The sequence below is a fragment of the Nocardia sp. NPDC057227 genome (assembly GCF_042669725.1).
Lineage (GTDB): Bacteria > Actinomycetota > Actinomycetes > Mycobacteriales > Mycobacteriaceae > Nocardia > Nocardia asteroides_A.
This window is the reverse complement of sequence record NZ_JBHUXA010000021.1, coordinates 15,323-29,329: the sequence shown is the minus strand read 5'-3', so window position 1 is coordinate 29,329 and position 14,007 is coordinate 15,323. Positions and strand designations below refer to the sequence as shown.

General features: G+C 74.2%; 12 protein-coding genes. 9 read left to right on the top strand and 3 right to left on the bottom strand.

From position 1 onward, the window contains the following. Positions 1 to 37: 37 nt before the first annotated feature. The 3 genes from ACFUJ1_RS25300 to ACFUJ1_RS25290 are packed head-to-tail and all read right to left on the bottom strand — an operon-like array spanning position 38 to position 3,085. The gene (locus tag ACFUJ1_RS25300) at positions 38 to 853 is read right to left on the bottom strand and encodes a carotenoid biosynthesis protein (RefSeq protein ID WP_378649430.1); all 816 of its coding nucleotides are present in this window, start codon (positions 851 to 853) and stop codon (positions 38 to 40) included. A gap of 55 nt (positions 854 to 908) precedes the next feature. Further along, positions 909 to 2,477, bottom strand: a complete 1,569-nt coding sequence (locus tag ACFUJ1_RS25295; RefSeq protein ID WP_378649428.1) for a phytoene desaturase family protein — start codon at positions 2,475 to 2,477, stop codon at positions 909 to 911. Further along, the gene (locus ACFUJ1_RS25290; protein ID WP_378649426.1) at positions 2,474 to 3,085 is read right to left on the bottom strand and encodes a GNAT family N-acetyltransferase; all 612 of its coding nucleotides are present in this window, start codon (positions 3,083 to 3,085) and stop codon (positions 2,474 to 2,476) included. The genes ACFUJ1_RS25295 and ACFUJ1_RS25290 overlap by 4 nt, the downstream gene beginning before the upstream one ends. A 259-nt stretch (positions 3,086 to 3,344) precedes the next feature. On the opposite strand from ACFUJ1_RS25290, the gene ACFUJ1_RS25285 reads away from it, so the two are divergent. From ACFUJ1_RS25285 to mraY, 9 genes are all read left to right on the top strand, one after another. Then, positions 3,345 to 3,788 carry an SAV_6107 family HEPN domain-containing protein gene (locus ACFUJ1_RS25285; RefSeq protein ID WP_378649580.1) on the top strand — a complete coding sequence of 148 codons (444 nt, stop codon included), beginning with the start codon at positions 3,345 to 3,347 and terminating at the stop codon, positions 3,786 to 3,788. 167 nt (positions 3,789 to 3,955) lie between these two features. Beyond that, a complete protein-coding gene (locus ACFUJ1_RS25280; protein ID WP_378649424.1) occupies positions 3,956 to 4,384 on the top strand; it encodes a DUF3040 domain-containing protein in 429 nt (142 codons plus the stop codon). A 438-nt stretch (positions 4,385 to 4,822) separates the two neighbouring features. Next, positions 4,823 to 5,254, top strand: coding sequence for a division/cell wall cluster transcriptional repressor MraZ (mraZ, locus tag ACFUJ1_RS25275; RefSeq protein ID WP_233016755.1), 432 nt, complete (start codon positions 4,823 to 4,825; stop codon positions 5,252 to 5,254). Between the two features lie 145 nt (positions 5,255 to 5,399). Beyond that, complete coding sequence (gene rsmH / locus ACFUJ1_RS25270; protein WP_378649421.1) at positions 5,400 to 6,377, top strand: 16S rRNA (cytosine(1402)-N(4))-methyltransferase RsmH; 978 nt, start codon at positions 5,400 to 5,402, stop codon at positions 6,375 to 6,377. Beyond that, positions 6,374 to 7,429: a hypothetical protein gene (locus tag ACFUJ1_RS25265; protein ID WP_378649419.1), complete on the top strand. Its 1,056-nt coding sequence runs from the start codon at positions 6,374 to 6,376 to the stop codon at positions 7,427 to 7,429. Before rsmH ends, ACFUJ1_RS25265 begins: the two co-directional genes overlap by 4 nt. After that, complete coding sequence (locus ACFUJ1_RS25260; RefSeq protein WP_378649417.1) at positions 7,426 to 9,387, top strand: peptidoglycan D,D-transpeptidase FtsI family protein; 1,962 nt, start codon at positions 7,426 to 7,428, stop codon at positions 9,385 to 9,387. Before ACFUJ1_RS25265 ends, ACFUJ1_RS25260 begins: the two co-directional genes overlap by 4 nt. Positions 9,388 to 9,597: 210 nt before the next feature. Then, complete coding sequence (locus ACFUJ1_RS25255; RefSeq protein WP_378649415.1) at positions 9,598 to 11,376, top strand: Mur ligase family protein; 1,779 nt, start codon at positions 9,598 to 9,600, stop codon at positions 11,374 to 11,376. Beyond that, complete coding sequence (murF, locus tag ACFUJ1_RS25250; protein WP_378649413.1) at positions 11,373 to 12,893, top strand: UDP-N-acetylmuramoyl-tripeptide--D-alanyl-D-alanine ligase; 1,521 nt, start codon at positions 11,373 to 11,375, stop codon at positions 12,891 to 12,893. The genes ACFUJ1_RS25255 and murF overlap by 4 nt, the downstream gene beginning before the upstream one ends. Next, a complete protein-coding gene (gene mraY, locus ACFUJ1_RS25245; protein ID WP_378649411.1) occupies positions 12,890 to 13,966 on the top strand; it encodes a phospho-N-acetylmuramoyl-pentapeptide-transferase in 1,077 nt (358 codons plus the stop codon). Before murF ends, mraY begins: the two co-directional genes overlap by 4 nt. Positions 13,967 to 14,007 lie beyond the last annotated feature (41 nt).

Below are 14,007 nucleotides of genomic sequence, written 5' to 3'. Positions count from 1 at the left end.
CTCGGTTGCACGGCTCACATCGTGCCAGGCGCGCCGCTCAGGACGCGAAGCGACGGGCGGCCCGATCGCGCGCGAATGCCCGCACCCCGTGGACCAGCAGCGGAACGCCGAGCACACCCATGCCGATCAACCCGTACCCCGCGGACCACGGCAGCCCGAGAAACGCCAGGTGCGCGAGGGCCGAGCCGAGCCAGGTCCAGAGGAAGACCGCCACCGGCACCGCCGGCCCGGCGCCCGCGGCGTCCCGGTCGCGTCGGGCGCGGCGCTCGGACGCGGTCATGAGCGCGCCCATGAGCAGCGCCACCAGGAACCAGCCGAGGTAGTTGGTGAGCGGGATGGCGGGCAGCCCCGGCAGCCCGGCGTCGGTGACGCACCAGCTCCACTGGCCGTCGCCGACCATCTGCGGGTCGAGGAAGAGGTCCCAGCCGACGGCGCCCGCGGCGGTGAGCGGGATGCGGGCGAGCGGGGTCCGGCAGAGCAGCCCGGCCACCACCCAGACCGGGTAGATGCCGCCGGTCCAGGCCAGCGGGACGGCGAGCGGCACGTCGGCCAGCGCGGGCGTCAGCTTGCCGACGGCGTAGCCGTAGCAGCCGAACGGGTAGCCGGTGGCGGTGCCGATCAGCTCGGAGAGCAGCCCGATCCCGGAGAGGATCGCCAGCGTGCGCAGCGCGTAGGCCACGCCGAGCGCGGCCACCGCGTGCGCCAGCGCGGTGCAGGCGAGCAGCACGACGACCAGCGTGGTGACCCGGTCGCGCGCGGTGCCGTCGGTGAGCGGGTAGGCGATCTGGGCCAGCACCAGCAGGAGCGCGAGCACCGCCGCGACCGGGGCGCCCTGCGCCGAACGCAGGTTCACGCCGCGCCCCGCACCCCGGCGTGACTCCGCGTCGAACGTCCCGTGTGCGCCGACCTCACCGCCGCTTGCCCCGCGCCAACCGGCGCAGCGGCCCGCCCCGGCCGAGCACCGCCTGCGCGGTCCGCCGCCCGGCGGCACCGGAGACCCCGCCGCCCGGGTGCGTGGAGGCGCCGGTGAGATACAGCCCCGGCGCGCCGGGCACGGTGCCCTTCGCCAGCTCGGGCAGCGGCCGCCACATCATCATCTGGTCCAGCGACATCTCCACGTGCATGACGTTCCCGCCGCGCAACCCCAGCTCGCGCTCCAGGTCGAGCGGGGTCTGGGTGTAGCGGTGCTCGATGGTCTCGGCGAACCCGGGGGCGAACCCGTCGAGCTCGGCGATGATCCGATCCGCCTCGCGCTCGCCCGCCGAATCCCAGTCGCCGTCGGCGAGCCGGTACGGGTGCCACTGCGCCCAGAGCGAGAGCTGGTGCCGCTCCGGGGGCGCGATGGTCGGGTCGAGCGCGCTGAAGCTCATGGCGAGCACCACCGGCCGCGGCGGCAGCTGCCCGGCCAGCGCGGCACCGTGCGCGCCCCAGAGCGCGCGCCGGTCGCGGACGAGCAGCTGCAGCCCGGTCGCCGAGTCGGCCTGCTCCGCGCCGGGGTAGCGGGGCAGCGCGGTGGTCCCGAGCCGGACCACCATGCCGATGCCTGGCCCGACCCGGATGCGCCGCCGCCAGTCGGCCAGCGGCGCGGCGTCGAACCCGCCCGCGCCGAGCAGCTCCAGCGTCTCCAGCACGTGCGCCCCGGCGACCACCGTGCCCGCCCGCAGCACCTGCCCGGACTCGGTGCGCAGCTCCCAGCCGTCGCCGTCCCTGCGCAGCGCGGCGACCGCGTCACCGGTGCGCACCTCGCCGCCGTCGGCGCGCAGCCGGGCGGCGAGCGCGACGGTGAGCGCCCCGCTGCCGCCGACCGCGCGCCCCGGCGGCAGCGTGTGCATGAGCGCGGCGAAGCCGATCATCGGCGCGGTGCCCGGCTCCGACATGGGCGGCCCTGACTGCGCCCCGAACCAGGCCAGCGCGGCGCGCAGCCGCTCGCTCTCGAAGGTCGCGTCCAGCAGCGCGTCACCGGATTGCAGGAACTCCCTCGACAGCGCGGCGCCGCCGTCCGGCGCGCTGAGCCCCCAGAAGGCGCGGGCCAGCTTGCCGCCGGTCGGCGGCACGCCGAAGGCCCGCATGACCCTGGCGCTGCGCGGCCCCCACACCCCGACGAAGCGGCGGTAGGCGTCGGCGTCGCGCGCGCCGCAGGCCGCCTCGATGCTCGCGCAGGTGCGCTCCAGGTCGCGGGCGAAGATCAGCGGCGGCTCGCCGGGCACGAAGGCCCACGGGTCGCAGTCGACGTAGCGCAGCCCGAACCGGTCCAGCTCGAGCTCCTCGACGATCCCGGTGTGCCGCACCATCAGGTGCGCCGACGAGCCGCGGTCCACCGCGTACCCGGGGAACCGCTGCACCGTGGAGACGGCACCGCCGATCACCTCGTCGCGCTCCAGCACCACCACCCGCTCCCCGGCGCGGGCCAGGTAGCAGGCGGCGACGAGGGCATTGTGGCCGGAGCCGACGACGGCGACGTCGCAGGTGGCGCTCACAGCGGCAGCGAGCGGCCGAGCACCGCGAACGGCCGGTTGTCGCCGGCGAAGACGAAGTGCCTGATCACATCGGAGAAGCCGGTGCGCCGGTAGAGCCGCCAGGCGCGGTTGTCCTCGGCCGCGACCTCGGGGGTGGAGAGCAGCACCGAGCGCTCCGGCCGGTCCTGCAGCAGCCGGGCGAGCAGCGTCGCGCCCAGCCCGCGCCCCTGCGCGGCCGGGTGCACGTGCAGCTCGGTGAGCTCGAAGTAGTCGGTGAGCAGGTCCCTGGTGGCGGGCTCGGTCCAGCCGCAGCGCCGCATCCCGGCGTGCACCTGCTGGTGCCACCACTGGTGCGGCGCGCCCCGGTAGCCGTAGGCGACGGCGAGGATCGGCGCGGAGCCGAGATCGACCCGGCCGTACTCGTCCGGCTGCACCGCGGCGACGGCGCGCCAGCCCGGCCGGGTGGTGTGCTCGGTCCACATGGGGGCGCGGTGGTTCTCGGTGCCGCGCGGGTAGGCCATGGCCGCGACGTAGACGCCGAGTGCGTCGGGCAGCCGGGCGCGCAGGGCCGGGACCGAGAGGTCGACGATGGTTGGCGCTGGCAGGTGATCGGTGGTGGCGGCGCTCATGTCTTCCGTCGGTCGGGGGCGGCCGGCGGACGTGCGCCTGCCCGCGGGTTCGCGGATCCGGTCGACATGTCGGTGGCTCGCTCTATAGTCGGTGTCAATGGAATCGTTCGAATGCCTGTTCGATCTGCTGTCCGTCCGGGCTGCTGCTCAGCCCCTGTCAGCACGATAGTCCAGGTGCGCGACTGTGGAGGGACCGCTGATGTCCGACGGCAATCGAACCGCCTCCGGCATGGGTGCTTCGGCCAGCGGCCGGGGCGGGATGGGGCCGCCAACCGGTGATTCGTCCGCGCGGCGCGGCCGGGCGGGCAGCCTGCTGCGGAAGGCCGACGGCCTGCTCATGGCCGCGGCGGGCGAGCCGGACCCGAGGGAGTGCTTCCGCACCGCCTATCTGGCCGCGCTGCGCGGCGCGGGCGCGGTGCTCGCCTACACCGGGGCCGACACCGCGCCGCGGGCCCGCTCCCGCAATGCCTGGGTGCTGCTGCAGCGCGCCGCCCCCGAGTTCGTCATGTGGGCCGATTACTTCAGCGCGCACTCCGAGCTGCGGGCCGCGCTGGAGGCCGGGCTGGACCGCGAGATCGGCAGGCAGGAGGCGGTCGAGTTCCATTCCCGGGTCGGCGCCTTCCTGCACGATGTCGAAGATCTGCTGGCCAGCGCGGCCCGGCTGCGCCCCGCTCCGGGCTGGACCGGGGGAATGTCGGCCTGACCCGCCGCGGTAGTTGTGGCCGACACCCTGTGGTTATGGCCGAGTAGGTGGTACGCCCCTGATCGAACTCGTATCATGGGAAGCGGACAGCCGCCAAGGTCGGCTATCTGTCGCCTACGCACCGCCTGGGTAGGTGACCGCCACGCCCTAGTGCCGGGGGAGGTACCGTGCCACTCTCCGAGCACGAGCAGCGCATGCTCGAACAGATCGAGAGCGCGCTCTATGCTGAGGATCCGAAATTCGCGTCGTCCGTCCGCGGCGGGCGCCTCCGGACGACGACGAGCCGCCGGAGACTGCAGGCCGGAGCGCTCTTCGTGCTCGGGCTCGTCCTGCTGATCGCCGGCATCGCCATTCCGGTCCGGCCGGGCGGTTTCCCCGTCATCAGCCTGGTCGGTTTCATCGTCATGTTCGCCGCGGGTGTCCTGCTGCTGGTCGGGGGCTCCCGGGCGGCAGCGCGCGCCGAGGGAACGGAAGCGGGCGGCGGTGCCGCCGGTGGAGGCTCCCAGCCCCGCGGCAATCGGCAGCAGCGCCGCTCCGGCGGCGGCTTCTCCGAGCGCATGGAGGACCGCTTCCGCAAGCGCTTCGAACAGGACTGACGCTCCGCCCCTCCGCGCACATCGAACGATGACGGCGGCGCCGCACCCCCCGGGGTCCGGCGCCGCCGTCATCGGCGTGTCCGCGGCGCGCCGACATTTGCCGCCTGATCCGGAGCGCCGCCGACCTGCCCCGCGCGCCGTCTCCCACTCCGCCCCACGGGCCGCCCCACCCGTCCCCACCGGCTCGCCCGGCGATCTTCGCAACCCTCGCACCAGGGCGTTTGCTGAGCGTTTCCCGGCCATAGCCGAAAGGAATCGCCGGGCCGGGTGGAACACGTATTGCACCCCCCACTCCGGTGATAGCTGGAGTGACCTGCGCGAACCGTTTTCCGGGGAGCCAGATCACCTCCGGTTTCGATTGAAAGTGGGGGAAAGTGGGGTAATGTGGAGCGCGCACTACAGGAGGCCGTCCGGTTGCTTCGGTAGGGAGGTGTCGAAGTGTTCTTCGGTACCTACACCCCGCGGCTGGACGACAAGGGGCGACTCACGTTGCCCGCGAAATTTCGAGACGATCTGGCGGGAGGGTTGATGGTCACGAAGGGTCAGGACCACAGCCTTGCCGTCTATCCGCGGGAGGCGTTCGCGGAACTCGCGCAGCGCGCCGCGGCGGCGTCCCGCACCGATCCGCAGGCACGCGCCTTCGTGCGCGCACTGGCGGCGGGCACCGACGAGCAGCGTCCGGATGCCCAGGGTCGCATCACCCTCTCGGTCGATCATCGGCGCTACGCGAACCTCAGCAGGGACTGCGTGGTGAACGGGTCGATCGAATTCCTGGAGATCTGGGACAAGCAGGCGTGGGAGTCCTACCTCGCCGATCACGAGGAGGACTACGCGCAAGGGAGCAACGAGTCGCTGGGCACGATCTTCTAGCCCCCGGAGCAGGCGAGTGCGCCGCGGCCTCTGCCCGGACGTGGACCCTGACGTACTTCCCCGACGCCAGGTGCCGCGCCTCGGTCAGAGACCACGGCGCATTCGCCGCCGACAGCGCTTCTCAGCCGGAATCCAGGAGGTCGAGGTGCACGACGCACAGCCAGGCCCCCGGCACGTGCCGGTTCTGCTCCGGCGGTGTGACTCCCTCCTCGGTCCCGCGCTCGACGCTCCCGGCGCCGTCTACCTGGACGCCACCCTCGGCCTCGGCGGGCACGCCGAGCACTTCCTGCGCGCGTACCCGGAGCTCCGGCTGGTCGGGCTGGACCGGGACACCACCGCGCTGGAACTCGCGGGCGCCCGGCTCGCGCCCTACGCCGACCGGGTCACCCTGGTGCACACCCGCTACGACGGCATCCCGGACGCGCTGGAGCGCGCCGGGGTCGGCGGCGGCGGTGTCTCCGGAATCCTGATGGACCTCGGCGTGTCGTCCATGCAGCTGGATCTGGCCGAGCGCGGTTTCGCCTACTCCGTCGACGCGCCGCTCGACATGCGGATGGACCCGACCACCGGCCCCACCGCCGCCGACGTGCTCAATACCTACAGCCACGGCGACCTGGCCCGGGTGCTGAAGACCTACGGCGAGGAGCGCTTCGCGGGCAAGATCGCCTCCGAGGTGCTGCGCCGCAGGCAGCAGCGGCCGTTCCGGACCAGCGCCGAACTCGTCGAACTGCTCTACGCCACCATCCCCGCCGCCACCCGCCGCACCGGCGGGCACCCGGCCAAGCGCACCTTCCAGGCGCTGCGGGTGGAGGTGAACGCCGAACTCGACTCGCTGCGGGCCGCGCTGCCCGCCGCGCTCGACGCGCTCCGGGTCGGCGGGCGGCTCGTCGTGCTCGCCTACCAGTCGCTGGAAGACCGCGTGGTCAAACAGGAACTGGCGAAGCACACGGTCTCCCGCACCCCGGCCGGGCTCCCGATGGAGTTGCCCGGCATGGGCCCGACCTTCCGGCTGCTCACCCGCGGCGCGGAGAAGGCAACCGACGCGGAGATCGAGGAGAACCCGCGCGCCGCCCCGGTGCGGCTGCGCGCGGTGCAGCGGATCGAGGAGGGGCCCATCTCATGAGTGTGCGGGCGCGGGCGGCGGAGGCGCCGGGGCGGCTCGCCCGCCGGGTGCAGGCGGCCGAGCGGGTGAAATCCGGTGCGGCGCAGCGGGCGTACACGCGCAGGCGGCTGCGGGCGGAGCAGCTCGGGCTGCTGCCCGCCGCCTCGGCGGTGCGCAGCGCGGCGGCGACCGGGCGGATTCCGTTCGTGATCGTCATCCTCGTGCTGCTCGGCTGCGGGCTCGCCTGCACGCTGCTGCTCACCACCCGCGCCGCGGAGGACAGCTACCAGCTCAGCGATCTGCGCGCGGCGAACCAGAAGCTGCTCGACGAGCGGGCCGCGCTGCTGCGCGAGGTGGAGGCGGCGGACTCGGCGCCCGAACTCGCCAATCGCGCACGGGAACTCGGCATGATCCCGGCGATCGATCCGGCCCGGCTGGTGCTCGCGCCGGACGGGACGGTCACCGTGGTCGGTGAGCCGACGGCCGCGCAGGGTGCTTCGGTGCCGCCGCTGAACAACAACCGCGGTGAGCGGGTGGTTCCGGTGACCGCGCTGCCGCTCCCCGGTTCGGCGCCCGCCCCCGCTCCCGCGCCCACCGCGGCGCAGCCGGGTGCCGCGCCCGGCGCGGGGGTCGGCACGCTCGGCATCCCGATCGACCCCGCCACCGGCGGCCCGGTCCCCGAGGGCGCGAACGGAACCGGCGCCATCGCCCCCGGCGCGACGGCTCCCGGCGCGACGGCTCCCGGGGGGACGGCTCCCGGGGGGACGGCTCCCGGCGCGAGCACGCCTGCGGCCCCCGGCACTGTGCCGGACCCGGCGAACTTCCCGTCCCCCGGCGTGGGTGGCGCCGCCGCGCCCGGCTCCGGTACGCCCGCTGCGGGCGACGCCACCGCGCCCGGCCCCGGTACCCCCGCCGCGCCCGGCGATGCTGCCCCGCCCGGCTCTGGCGATGCTGCCGCGCCCGGCTCCGGCGACCCCGCCGGCCCCGGCACCGGCGACATCGCCGCTCCGGGCACCGTGGTCCCCGCCCCCGGCGCCACCGGCCTCACCCGCCCCGATGCGGACGAGCGATGAGGGAGAACAGGGGCGGCCGCGCGCCGCGGGCCCGGACCCCGTCCGGCCCGCAGCGCCGCCCCGGCTCGGCCGCCTCCCGCCCGTCCGGCTCCGCCGCCGCCCGCCCCACCGGCGCCCCGCGCGACGCCACCAGCGGCGCCACCCGGCTCGGCGCCGACCGCTCCTCCCGGCTGCGGCTCGGCGCGGGCCGGATCGCCATGCTGGTGGCGCTCGCCGTGGTCGCGCTGCAGCTGCTCTGGGTGCAGAGCATCGCCGCGCCCGGCCTCTCCGCGCAGGCCGCGAGCCAGCGCACCACCAGGCAGATCGAGCCCGCCACCCGCGGCCCGATCGTGGACCGCAACGGAAAGCCGCTCGCCTTCACCGTGACCGCGAAGGCGCTCACCTTCCAGCCGGTCCGGGTGCGCCAGGAGCTCGCCGCCGCACGCGCGAAGGACGACACCGCCCCGGAGCCGGACAAGCGGCTGCTTGAGATCGCGGACACGGTCAACGCCAAGCTCGGCCCCGCCGGCCCATCGGAGAAGGAGCTGCTGGCCAAGCTGCGCGGCGACGAGACCTTCGTCTACCTGGCGCGCGGCGTCGACCCGCGGATCGCCGCCGAGCTCAAGCTGAAGTTCCCCGAGGTCGGCACCGAGCGGCAGGACCTGCGCGAATACCCGGGCGGGGCGCTCGCCGCCAACCTGCTCGGCGCCACCGGGTGGGACGGCCACGGCCAGATCGGGCTGGAGTCCTCGATGGACTCGCTGCTGGCGGGCACCGACGGCTCGCACACCTACGACCGCGGCTCGGACGGCGCGGTGATCCCGGGCAGCTGGCGCGACCGGCAGCCCGCGGTGAACGGCAACACCGTCGAGCTGACCCTGGACCAGGATCTGCAGTACTACGTGCAGCAGCAGGTGCAGCAGGCCAAGGAGCTCTCCGGCGCGAAGGGCGCCTCCGCGGTGGTGCTCGACGCGCGCACCGGCCAGGTGCTCGCCATGGCCAACGACAACACCTTCAATCCCGCGCTCGGCCCGCAGTTCTGGTCGAACGCGGACATGAGCAACCCCTCGGTGACCGAGCCCTTCGAGCCCGGCTCGGTGAACAAGATCATCACCGCGGCCGCGGCCATCGAGTACGGGCTGACGACCCCGGACGAGGTGCTGCAGGTGCCCGGCGAGATCCGGATGGCCGGGGTCACCGTGAACGACGCCTGGGAGCACGGCGTCGCGCCGTACACCACCACCGGGATCTTCGGGAAGTCGTCCAACGTCGGCACGCTCATGCTGGCGCAGCGGGTCGGCGAGGACCGCTTCGCCGACCTGGTCGGCCGGTTCGGGCTCGGCAGGCGCAGCGGCGTCGGGCTGCCCGGCGAGAGCGCGGGGCAGGTGCCCGCGCGGGACCAGTGGTCCGGCGGCACCTTCGCCAACCTGCCGATCGGCCAGGGCCTCTCGATGACCACGCTGCAGATGACCGGCATGTACCAGGCCATCGCCAACGACGGCGTGCGGATTCCGCCGCGCATCGTCAGGGCCACCGTCGGGCCGGACGGCGCGCGCACCGACGAGCCGCAGCCGGACGGGGTGCGGGTGGTGAGCCCGGCGACCGCGGCCACGCTGCGCACCATGTTCCAGTCGGTGGTGCAGCGCGACCCGCGCGGCGTGCAGATGGGGACCGGTGCCTCCGGCGCCGTCACCGGGTACCAGATCGCGGGTAAGACCGGCACCGCGCAGCAGATCGACCAGCAGTGCAAGTGCTACTCCAGCTCCAGCTACTGGATCACCTTCGCCGGGATCGCGCCCGCCGACGACCCGCGCTACGTCGTCGGGATCATGCTGGACAATCCGCAGCGCAGCTCGGACGGCGGCGGCGGGCAGTCGGCGGCGCCGCTCTTCCACAACATCGCCTCCTGGGCGCTGCAGCGCGACGCGGTCCCGCCGTCGCCCGCGGCGCCGGGGCCGTTCGTCCTGCAGGCGTCCTGAAGCGGTGGGAACCCCGGGTGATCTGCGACGACCAGCGGGTTCGGCGGTGGCGGGCGGCCGGTCGCGGCGGGCGCGCGGCCGGGCCGGAGCGGTAACCAGAGGCGCGTTGCTCGGGCCGCGGCCCGCGTCGGTAACCTGACTCCCCGTCCCAGTCGTGTTCGTACGCGGCCATGTTCGATCGGACATGTCCGCCCAGAGAGAAGGAGCAAGGTGGCTGCGCAGTCCAGCCCGCAGACGCTCCGGCCGGCCCAGCCGCCGTCGACGCCGTTGCACGTCCTGCTGGAAGCCACCGGAGCACGTTCGGCGGACCCGACCGCCGATGTCGATCGGGCGCTGCCCGCGGGGGTGACCGTCACCGGTATCGAGCAGCGCTCGAACGCGGTGCTGGCCGGTGACCTGTTCGCGGCGCTGCCCGGCGCCCGCGCGCACGGCGCCCGGTTCGCCGCGGACGCGGTGGCGCGCGGCGCGGTCGCGATCTTCACCGACCCGGCGGGCGCCGCCGAACTGGGCGACCTCGGCGTGCCGGTGCTGGTGCGCGCGGAGCCGCGCGCGGTGCTCGGCGAGCTCTCCGCGCTGATCTACGGCCACCCGTCGGAGCGGCTGACGATCGTCGGCATCACCGGCACCTCCGGCAAGACCACCACGTCGTACCTGGTCGAGGCGGGGCTGGCCGCGGCCGGGCTCGCCACCGGGCTGATCGGCACGATCGAGACGCGGATCGGCGGGCGGCGGGTGCCGAGCGCGCTGACCACGCCGGAGGCGCCGCAGTTGCACGCCATGTTCGCGGCCATGGTCGAGCAGGGGGTGGATGCCGTGGTGATGGAGGTGTCCAGCCACGCGCTCGCGCTCGGCCGGGTGGACGGGGTGCGCTTCGACGTCGGCGCCTTCACCAACCTCTCCCAGGACCACCTGGACTTCCACGCCGACTTCGAGGACTACTTCGCCGCCAAGCGCAGGCTCTTCGAGGTGGGTTCGCCGATCGCGGCGCGGACCGCCGTGGTCTGCGTCGACCAGGAGTGGGGCCGGCGACTCGCCGCCGCCCTGCCCGCCCCCATCACCGTGCGCACCGAGGCCGCGCCCCCGGCCGAGGCAGGGGCGCCCGCCTCCGACGCCGCCCGAGCAGCCGGGCCTGCCGCTTCCGCCGGGCCTGCCGCCTCCGCCGGGCTTGCCCCCGATGTCGAGCCCACCTCCTTCCCCGCCGCCTCCGCCGATGCTGTCGCCACCGCGGCGGACTCCGCTCGGCCGACCGAAGATCCGGCCGCTGTGGCGGCCGACTGGACGATCGCCGGTGACGTCACCACGACCGCCGGCGGCGAGCAGGAGTTCACTGCCGCGGGCCCGCAGGGCACCATTCCGGTGCGACTGCGCCTGCCCGGCCGCTACAACGTGGCGAACGGACTGCTCGCCGTCGCGGTGTGCGCCGCCGCGGGCGTGAACCCGGCGGAGGCCGCCGCCGCGCTGGCATCGGTGGACGTACCCGGCCGCATGCAGCGGGTAACGCGCGGCCAGGACTTCCTCGCCGTCGTCGACTACGCGCACAAGCCCGCCGCGGTGGAGTCGGTCCTCGCCACGCTGCGCGCCCAGACCTCCGGCCGGGTGGCCGTCGTGGTCGGCGCCGGTGGCGACCGGGACGCGGGCAAGCGCCCGCTGATGGGCGAGGCCGCCGCGCGCGGCGCCGACCTGACGGTGATCACCGACGACAACCCGCGCAGCGAGGACCCGGCCACCATCAGGGCCGCGCTGCGCGCGGGCGCCCTCGCCGTGCCGGAGGCCGAGCGCGGCGAGGTGCGCGAGGTCGGCGACCGCGCCGCCGCCGTCGCCGCCGCGGTGCGCTGGGCGCGTGCGGGCGACGTGGTGCTGATCGCGGGCAAGGGCCACGAGACCGGCCAGGAGATCGCCGGGGTCAAGCACCCCTTCGACGACCGCGAGGTGCTCGCCGCCGCGCTGGCGGCGATCGGCTCGACGACAGAGGACTCGAGAGTTCCATGATCGTGATGACACTGCGGGAGATCGCGGAGATCGTCGGCGGCACGCTGCACGACGTCCCCGACCCCGAGGCGGCGGTGACCGGCGGCGTCGAGTTCGACTCGCGCAGGATCGGCACCGGTGATCTCTTCCTCGCCCTCCCCGGCGCCAGGGCGGACGGCCACGACTTCGCGGCGGGCGCCGTCGCGGACGGCGCGGTCGCGGTGCTCGCGGCCCGCCCGGTCGGCGTGCCCGCCGTCGTGGTCGAGCCGCGGCCGGGCCAGGTCTCCGCGGGCGCGATGGTGGTCGAGCACGACACCGACGGCTCCGGCGCCGCGGTGCTGGCCGCGCTCGGCGCGCTGGCCAGGGCCGTCGTGCAGCGGCTCACCGCCGCTGGCACGCTCACCGTGGTCGGCGTGACCGGCTCCTCCGGCAAGACCTCGACCAAGGATCTGCTCGCCGCCGTGCTGCGCCCGCTCGGCAGCGTGGTGGCCCCGCCCGGCTCGTTCAACAACGAGCTCGGCCACCCCTGGACGGCGCTGCGCGCCACCGCCGACACCCGCTTCCTCGTCCTCGAGCTCTCCGCGCGCGGCCCCGGCCACATCGCCGCGCTGGCCGAGATCGCCCCGCCCGCCATCGGCGTGGTGCTCAATGTCGGCACCGCGCACCTCGGCGAGTTCGGCAGCCGCGAGGCCATCGCGAAGACCAAGGGCGAGCTGGTGGAGGCGCTGCCCGCCACCGGGCTCGCCGTGCTGAACGCCGACGATCCGCAGGTCGCCGCCATGGCGGCGCGCACAGCGGCGCGGGTGGTCACCGTCGGGCAGGCGAGCACCGCCGCGATCAGGGCCACCGAGGTGCGGCTGGACGAGCACGCGCGCGCCGCCTTCACCCTGCATACCCCGGACGGGGAGGTGCCGGTGCGGCTGGCCGTGCACGGCGAGCACCAGGTGGGCAATGCGCTCGCCGCCGCCGCCGTCGCGCTGGAGTGCGGCGCCGACCCGGATACCGTCGCCGCCGCGCTCGGCGGCGCCGCCGCTGCCTCCGCGCGCCGGATGGACGTGCGGACGACGGCGACCGGCGTCACCGTCGTCAACGACTCCTACAACGCCAACCCCGACTCCGTGCGGGCCGCGCTCAAGGCCCTGGTCACCATGGCCAGGACCGACGACCGGCGGCGGCGCAGCTGGGCCGTGCTCGGCGAGATGGGCGAGCTCGGCCCGGAGTCGGTGGTGGAACACGATGCGATCGGACGGCTCGCGGTGCGGCTGGATGTGGACCGGCTGGTCGTGGTCGGGACCGGAAGGCCGCCCCGGGCCATGCACCAGGGAGCGGTGATGGAAGGCTCGTGGGGCGAGGAATCGATCCTCGTACCCGATATCGGTGCGGCGATCGCCCTGCTCGACGCGGAGGTCGAACCGGGTGACGTGGTACTGGTGAAGGCGTCGCAATCGGTCGGCCTCTGGGAGGTCGCCGACCATTTGTCAGGGGGATCGGCAGTGCCGCCGGACGCACCTGCGGGAAGCACGGAGGCAACCCGATGAGACAGATCCTGTTCGCGGCGGCCATCGCGCTGACCGTATCGATCCTGCTCACACCGCTGCTGATCTCGATCTTCGCGAAGCGGGGCTTCGGCCAGGAGATCCGGGTCGACGGACCGGCCAGCCACCAGGCGAAGCGCGGGACGCCGACCATGGGCGGCATCGCCATCGTGATCGGCATCTGGGCCGGATACCTCGGCTCGCACCTGATCGGCATCGGCTACGACGCCGAGGGCCCGTCCGCCTCGGCGCTGCTGGTACTCGGGCTGGCCACCGCGCTCGGCCTGGTCGGCTTCCTCGACGACATGATCAAGCTGCGCAAGCAGCGCAACCTCGGCCTGACCGCCGCGGGCAAGTACATCGGGCAGATCTCCGCCGCGATCCTCTTCGGCATCCTCGCGCTGCAGTTCAAGGGCGCGAACGGGCTCACCCCGGCGAGCAGGCACCTCTCCTACGTCCGCGACATCACCACCGTCTCGATGGGCGTCGTCGTCTTCCTGGTGTTCGTCTGCCTGGTGGTGGTGGCCTGGTCCAACGCGGTCAACCTGACCGACGGGCTGGACGGGCTCGCCGCGGGCTCGATGAGCCTGGTGCTCGGCGGCTACGTGGTGATCACCTTCTGGCAGTACTACCACGCCTGCTCGACCAAGCCGGAGACCGGCTGCTACAATGTCCGCGACCCGCTGGACCTGGCCCTGGTCTGCGCCGCGGGCGGCGCGGCCTGCGTCGGCTTCCTCTGGTGGAACGCGGCGCCAGCCAAGATCTTCATGGGCGACACCGGCTCGCTGGCGCTCGGCGGGCTGATCGCCGGGCTCTCCATCGTCACCCGCACCGAGCTGCTCATGATCGTCATCGGCGCGCTCTTCGTCGCCGAGGCCATGTCGGTGATCCTGCAGGTGGTGGTCTTCCGGACCACGCGGAACCGGCTGTTCAAGATGGCGCCCTTCCATCACCACTTCGAATTGAGCAAATGGGCGGAGACCACCGTCATCATCCGGTTCTGGCTGCTCGCCGCGATGGCATCGGCCTTCGGGCTCGGGCTGTTCTACAGCGAATACCTCTCCCAGGTCGGCTGAGCGGAATGGTCGAGCACTCTCCGCGCGCCCTGCGCTCACCC

What these genes read in the sequence shown, in the direction of transcription:
- ACFUJ1_RS25285 (WP_378649580.1), top strand. Translation starts at nt 3,345, where the DNA reads ATGGGGCCGCCAACCGGTGATTCGTCCGCGCGGCGCGGCCGGGCGGGC.
- ACFUJ1_RS25265 (WP_378649419.1), top strand. Translation starts at nt 6,374, where the DNA reads ATGAGTGTGCGGGCGCGGGCGGCGGAGGCGCCGGGGCGGCTCGCCCGC.
- ACFUJ1_RS25260 (WP_378649417.1), top strand. Translation starts at nt 7,426, where the DNA reads ATGAGGGAGAACAGGGGCGGCCGCGCGCCGCGGGCCCGGACCCCGTCC.
- ACFUJ1_RS25290 (WP_378649426.1), bottom strand. Translation starts at nt 3,085, where the DNA reads ATGAGCGCCGCCACCACCGATCACCTGCCAGCGCCAACCATCGTCGAC.
- murF (WP_378649413.1), top strand. Translation starts at nt 11,373, where the DNA reads ATGATCGTGATGACACTGCGGGAGATCGCGGAGATCGTCGGCGGCACG.
- mraY (WP_378649411.1), top strand. Translation starts at nt 12,890, where the DNA reads ATGAGACAGATCCTGTTCGCGGCGGCCATCGCGCTGACCGTATCGATC.